Genomic DNA, 5,582 nt, shown 5'->3' on the forward strand with positions numbered 1-5,582 from the left:
ACCTGTTTTAGCCGATTTAAAACCAAGTGGAAAATTTATGATGGAAGATTTACACGCTGTTGGTGGTGTTCCATCGGTATTAAAATATTTATTGAAAGAAGGTTACATTCACGGAGAATGTTTAACAGTGACAGGAAAAACAATGGCTGAAAATTTAGCTAATGTTCCTGATTTGGATGAAGGACAAGAGGTTATTTTTGAAATTCAAAAAGCATTAAAATCGACAGGAAATATCCAAATTTTATACGGAAACCTTGCTTCAGAAGGTTGTGTAGCCAAAATAAGTGGTAAAGAAGGTGAATATTTTGAAGGAACTGCTGTTGTTTTTGAAAGCGAATTTACTGTAATTCCAGGACTAGAAAAAGGATTAGTAAAACCAGGAGATGTAGTCGTCATTAGGTATTGTGGTCCAAAAGGTGGGCCTGGAATGCCAGAAATGTTAAAGCCTACATCAGCCATTATGGGAGCCGGATTAGGAGACAAAGTCGCTTTAATTACTGATGGTCGTTTTTCAGGTGGATCACATGGTTTTGTGGTTGGTCACATTACACCAGAAGCTTACGATGGTGGAGGAATTGCACTAGTTGAAAACGGAGATATAATAGCAATTGATGCAGTTAAAAACACCATCGATTTAAAAATTTCTGATGAAGAATTTGCCAAAAGAAAAGCAGCTTGGGTTCAACCTGCTTTGAAAGCTACAAAAGGAGTTTTACTTAAATATGCCAGATCAGTTTCCAGCGCATCAACAGGATGTGTTACTGATAAATAAAAAATAAGAGTTGAAGCCAAAGAGTTTTCAACGATTTGAAAAGAAACATAAATAAATGGAAAATAATAAAATATCAGGTGCAGAAGCCGTTATTAGATGTTTACTTGAAGAAGGCGTAGACTTGGTTTACGGTTATCCAGGAGGAGCGATAATGCCAGTTTATGACGAATTATATAAATTTAAAGAACAATTGCACCACGTTTTGGTAAGACACGAACAAGGAGCAACACACGCTGCACAAGGTTATGCAAGAGCTACAGGAAAAGTAGGAGTTGCTATTGCAACTTCAGGTCCAGGAGCAACAAATTTGGTCACTGGAATTGCCGATGCGCAAATTGATTCTACTCCAATGGTTTGTATCACCGGTCAGGTTGTAAAACATTTATTAGGATCAGATGCTTTTCAGGAAACGGATATTATCGGAATTTCGACTCCAGTAACCAAATGGAATTATCAAATTACCGAAGCTCACGAAATTCCAGAAATTATTGCTAAAGCTTTTTATATTGCAAGATCAGGTCGTCCAGGACCAGTTTTGATTGATATTACTAAAAATGCTCAGTTTGATTTGCTAGATTTTAGCTATAAAAAATGCACCAGTATTAGAAGTTATAATCCAAAACCAGTTTTAAATCTTGAAAAAGTTGCTGCTGCTGCCGATTTAATTAATAATGCTAAAAAACCATTCATCGTTTTTGGACAAGGAATTATTCTTGGTCAAGCCGAAGCTGAATTAAAAGCATTGGTTGAAAAATCAGGAATTCCTGCCGCTTGGACTATTTTAGGTCTTTCAGCATTGCCAACAGATCACCCTTTGAATGTGGGAATGGTAGGAATGCACGGGAATTATGCCCCCAATTTGTTAACTAACGAATGTGATGTTTTGATTGCGTTAGGAATGCGTTTTGATGATCGTGTTACTGGAAATTTGGCCACTTATGCCAAACAAGCCAAAGTAATCCACTTCGAAATTGACCCTTCTGAGATTGATAAAAATGTAAAAACTGACTTAGCCGTTTTGGCAGATGTCAAGGAATCTTTGCAAGCATTACTTCCTCTTATCGGAAACAAAACACACGATTCTTGGCACAATGAATTCAAGAAAAAATATAAAATTGAATTTGATAGCGTTATAGACAAAGAGTTGACTCCAATCAATCACGGAATTTCTATGGGAGAAACTATGAAAATGATTAACAAACACTCGAAAGGAGATGCAATAATCGTTTCTGACGTAGGTCAACACCAAATGTTTGCTTGTCGTTATGCTAAATTTAATTCTACAAAAAGTAACATTACATCAGGAGGATTAGGAACAATGGGATTTGCATTACCAGCTGCTATTGGAGCAAAAATGGGAAGACCAGATCGAGAAGTTGTTGCCATCATTGGTGACGGTGGGTTTCAAATGACTATTCAAGAGTTGGGAACTATTTTTCAAACACAAGTACCAGTAAAAATTGTGCTTTTAAACAATGAGTTTTTAGGAATGGTACGTCAATGGCAAGAATTATTTTTTGATAAAAGATATGCCTCAACGATTATGACCAATCCAAACTTTGTAGCTATTGCTGAAGGGTATCACATAAAATCAAAAAAAATAACCAAAAGAGAAGAATTGGATGGAGCTGTTGCCGAAATGTTGGCATCAAAAGAATCCTATTTCCTTGAAGTTATGGTTGAAAAAGAAAACAATGTATTCCCAATGATTCCAACAGGAGCTTCGGTTTCTGATATGCGATTATCATAAAAATAGTTTAAAAGTTTAAGGTTTAAAGTTGTTTAAAATGTAAACTAGAATTTTATTAAACAACTTTAAACTTTAAACAATTTTAAACTTTAAAAAATAAAAAATGGAAAATAAAACATTCACCATTTCTGTTTATTCAGAAAACAACGTTGGCTTATTAAACAGAATTTCAGGAATATTCTTGAAACGCCACATTAATATATTGAGTCTCAATGTATCTGAATCCGAAATAGAACATATTTCTAGATTCATCATTGTAGTTGATACCACTGAAAAATGGGTTCAAAACATTGTAGGCCAAATCGAAAAACAAATTGAAGTTGTCAAAGCATTTTATCACGTTGACGAAGAAACCATCTTTCTTGAAAGCGCAATATTCAAAATCGAATCCAGCTTGCTATTCGACGAAAGACAAATTCAAAATATCATAAAAGAAAGTCACTCAGAAATCGTAACAGTTTCTAGAGACTTTTTTGTGATTTCAAAATCGGGAAAACGTTCTGAAATTGAAGAATTATACAACAAACTAAAGCCTTTCGGAATTATGCAGTTTGTACGTTCAGGAAGAATATCTGTTTCCAAACAAAAGATGGAAATTTCAACATTATTAGAAGAATTATAATAAGAATTAGACAAAGGGAAATATCCCAAAAATTATTAAATATTAAACAACAATTAGAAAATGGCAAATTATTTCAATTCATTACCACTTAGATTACAATTAGAACAATTAGGCGTTTGCGAATTTATGGATCAATCCGAATTTGCAGATGGAATAGAAGCACTTAAAGGTAAAAAAGTAGTTATCGTAGGTTGCGGAGCTCAAGGTTTAAACCAAGGTTTGAATATGAGAGATTCTGGTTTAGATATTTCTTATGCTTTGCGTGCTGAAGCAATTGCACAAAAAAGAGCTTCATTTATGAATGCTGCTGACAATGGTTTCAAAGTGGGAACTTATGAGGAATTAATCCCAACGGCTGATTTGGTTTGTAACCTTACACCAGATAAACAACATACTGCGGTTGTTACTGCAATTATGCCATTGATGAAAAAAGGTTCAACATTGGCTTATTCTCACGGTTTCAATATCGTTGAAGAAGGAATGCAAATTCGTAAAGATATCACTGTAATTATGTGTGCTCCAAAATGTCCAGGATCTGAAGTTCGTGAAGAATACAAAAGAGGTTTTGGTGTTCCAACTTTAATTGCGGTTCACCCAGAAAATGATCCAAACGGAGAAGGTTTTGCACAAGCAAAAGCGTATGCAGTTGCTACTGGTGGTCATAGAGCAGGAGTTTTAAACTCTTCTTTCGTTGCCGAAGTAAAATCAGATTTAATGGGAGAGCAAACTATCCTTTGTGGAATGTTGCAAACAGGTTCTATTTTGTGTTTTGATAAAATGGTCGAAAAAGGAATCGAACCAGCTTATGCTTCAAAGTTAATTCAATACGGTTGGGAAACTATTACTGAAGCTTTGAAACACGGTGGAATCACCAATATGATGGATCGTTTGAACAACCCTTCTAAAATTGAAGCTTTCGAACTTGCCGAAGAATTAAAAGATATTATGCGTCCTTTATTCCAAAAACATCAAGATGATATTATTTCTGGAGAATTCTCAAGAAATATGATGATTGATTGGGATAACAATGATGTTAATCTTTTGACTTGGAGAGCTGCGACTGCTGAAACAAATTTCGAAAAAACTGCTCCAACAGCTGCTCATATATCTGAACAAGAATATTTTGACAATGGAGTTTTGATGATTGCAATGGTAAAAGCAGGAGTTGAATTAGCTTTCGAAACAATGACTGAATCAGGAATTATCGAAGAATCAGCTTACTATGAATCATTGCATGAATTGCCTTTGATTGCAAATACAGTGGCTAGAAAAAAATTATACGAAATGAACAGAATCATTTCTGACACAGCGGAATACGGTTGTTATTTATTTGATCACGCTTGCAAACCATTATTGGCTGATTTTATGAAAACAGTTGATACTAATGTAATTGGAAAACCATTTTCAACTTCAAACGGTGTTGATAACACTGTTCTTATTGCTGTAAACAAAGAAATTCGTCAGCATCCAATAGAAGAAATAGGAGCGTGGTTGAGAGAATCAATGACAGCAATGAAAAAAATTGGATAATAAAAAAATTAGATATTCACACTATTTATGTGACAGAATTTAACCAGTATCTTTAGTTTCATAGTATTTTGAATTAGTTAAAAAATTATTAAAAGCTTAAAAAGATAGGGTTGGTTACTCCACTTAACTCGAAAAGGAGTTGGAAAGTTAAGTGAGAGTAACACTAATCAATTAAATAAAAATGCCAATCCTAAATCAGGATTGGCATTTTTATTTAACAAAATTTTAATGACCTTAAATGGTCTTGTATGGTTTAAATGAATTACCTCAAACTTGCGCCTAATTCTTCTTCAAAATTCTTTTGCAACTTGCTCATAATTTTGTCAATTTGAACATCAGTCAAGGTTTTAGTATTATCCTGAATCGTGAAACTAACAGCATAGGATTTTTTTCCTTCTGGAAGATTTTTACCTTGGTAAACATCAAATAAATTAATGTCTTTTAGTAGTGATTTTTCAGTTCGTCTAGCAATGTTGTAAATGGTATCGAAAGAAACACTATCATCCAATAATAAAGATAAATCTCTGCGAACTTCAGGATATTTAGGAATTTCGGTAAATTTAATTTTATTGGAAAGAAATTTCAAAATCAAAGCCCAATTGAAATCAGCAAACAATACTTCTTGCTTAATATCGAAATGCTTCAGAATTGATTTTTTTACAACACCATATTCAACTAATATATCATTTCCAAAACCTATAGCAATTCCTTCGGAAAAAACATCAGAAGTCATAGGTAAATTTTGTGTTTTTTGAATTCCTAATCGTCCAAGAACAGCATTTACATATCCTTTGAACAAAAAGAAATCAGAAGGTTTTTGAGCATTTGTCCAACTTTCTTGATTTCTGTTTCCGGTAACGAACATTGTTAAATGCTTGTTTTCTTCATATCCAGAAGGGAATTTATGG

Annotated in this window: 4 protein-coding genes and 1 pseudogene; 4 read left to right on the top strand and 1 reads right to left on the bottom strand. The window is 33.8% G+C overall.

From position 1 onward, the window contains the following. From PHC28_RS14960 to ilvC, 4 genes are all read left to right on the top strand, one after another. Window positions 1-772: dihydroxy-acid dehydratase (locus tag PHC28_RS14960; protein ID WP_300102391.1), on the top strand; the 772-nt coding region annotated here is incomplete at its 5' end. Window positions 773-827: 55 nt separating this feature from the next. Then, window positions 828-2,522, top strand: a complete 1,695-nt coding sequence (gene ilvB / locus PHC28_RS14965) for a biosynthetic-type acetolactate synthase large subunit (RefSeq protein WP_300102394.1) — start codon at window positions 828-830, stop codon at window positions 2,520-2,522. Between the two features lie 103 nt (window positions 2,523-2,625). Continuing rightward, window positions 2,626-3,144 (top strand): acetolactate synthase small subunit, encoded by a 519-nt coding sequence (gene ilvN / locus PHC28_RS14970; protein WP_300102397.1) that lies wholly within the window; start codon window positions 2,626-2,628, stop codon window positions 3,142-3,144. 60 nt (window positions 3,145-3,204) lie between these two features. Beyond that, complete coding sequence (ilvC, locus tag PHC28_RS14975) at window positions 3,205-4,674, top strand: ketol-acid reductoisomerase (RefSeq protein ID WP_300102400.1); 1,470 nt, start codon at window positions 3,205-3,207, stop codon at window positions 4,672-4,674. A gap of 262 nt (window positions 4,675-4,936) precedes the next feature. Here the strand turns inward: ilvC and PHC28_RS14980 are convergent. Further along, a pseudogene (locus PHC28_RS14980) lies at window positions 4,937-5,582 on the bottom strand (phenylalanine--tRNA ligase subunit beta); the annotation flags it as partial.

It is taken from the genome of Flavobacterium sp., from assembly GCF_028712645.1.
Classification (GTDB): Bacteria; Bacteroidota; Bacteroidia; order Flavobacteriales; family Flavobacteriaceae; genus Flavobacterium.

Bases quoted from the DNA above. Each gene is read 5' to 3' on its own strand.
- ilvB (WP_300102394.1), top strand. From the start codon at position 828: ATGGAAAATAATAAAATATCAGGTGCAGAAGCCGTTATTAGATGTTTA.
- ilvN (WP_300102397.1), top strand. From the start codon at position 2,626: ATGGAAAATAAAACATTCACCATTTCTGTTTATTCAGAAAACAACGTT.
- ilvC (WP_300102400.1), top strand. From the start codon at position 3,205: ATGGCAAATTATTTCAATTCATTACCACTTAGATTACAATTAGAACAA.